We start from the raw sequence: 504 nt of genomic DNA, 5'->3' as shown, positions 1-504 counted from the left end.
GACTAATCGTTCACGCATTATCTCGAATTTCATTCTCGAACCTCGCTTATATATATATTTTATTTAATGCTTTTAAAGTAATAATAGTAGTAGGGCCTGTGATTATGTGGATAACCCCAATAAAGTGAATAAAAGCAGCTTATCCACATGTAGATAGCCTGTGTATAAACTGCTTGGGAAAATACCGGGTTATCCACATGGGGATCAACCCTTTCCGAGCGTGCTCCGGAGCTGCTGGTTGTCTTTCAACATCTTCGAAATCTTCTCATGGGCATGGATGACCGTTGTATGGTCCCGGCCTCCGAACTCTTCCCCTATTTTAGGCAAAGAAAAATCCGTCATTTCGCGGGACAGGTACATCGCTACTTGGCGCGGATAGGCGATGTCCTTTGTCCGCCGCTTTGTCTTGAAATCTTCCAATTTTACGTTGAATTGCCCGCCGACCGCGTTCTGGATGTCTAAAATCGTGATGACTTTCGGCTTTGAGTTCGGCATGATGTCTTT

1 protein-coding gene is annotated in these 504 nt (G+C 44.2%); it reads right to left on the bottom strand.

Going from position 1 to position 504, the window contains the following annotated elements; translation table 11 throughout:
• Window positions 1–204: 204 nt before the first annotated feature.
• Window positions 205–504 (bottom strand): helix-turn-helix domain-containing protein (locus FRC98_RS21155; RefSeq protein ID WP_283809675.1); only part of this gene is annotated, 300 nt, incomplete at its 5' end.

It is taken from the genome of Lujinxingia vulgaris (assembly GCF_007997015.1).
Classification (GTDB): Bacteria; Myxococcota_A; Bradymonadia; order Bradymonadales; family Bradymonadaceae; genus Lujinxingia; species Lujinxingia vulgaris.
The sequence above is the reverse complement of the archived record's forward strand: the minus strand, read 5'-3'. Positions and strand labels throughout refer to the sequence as shown.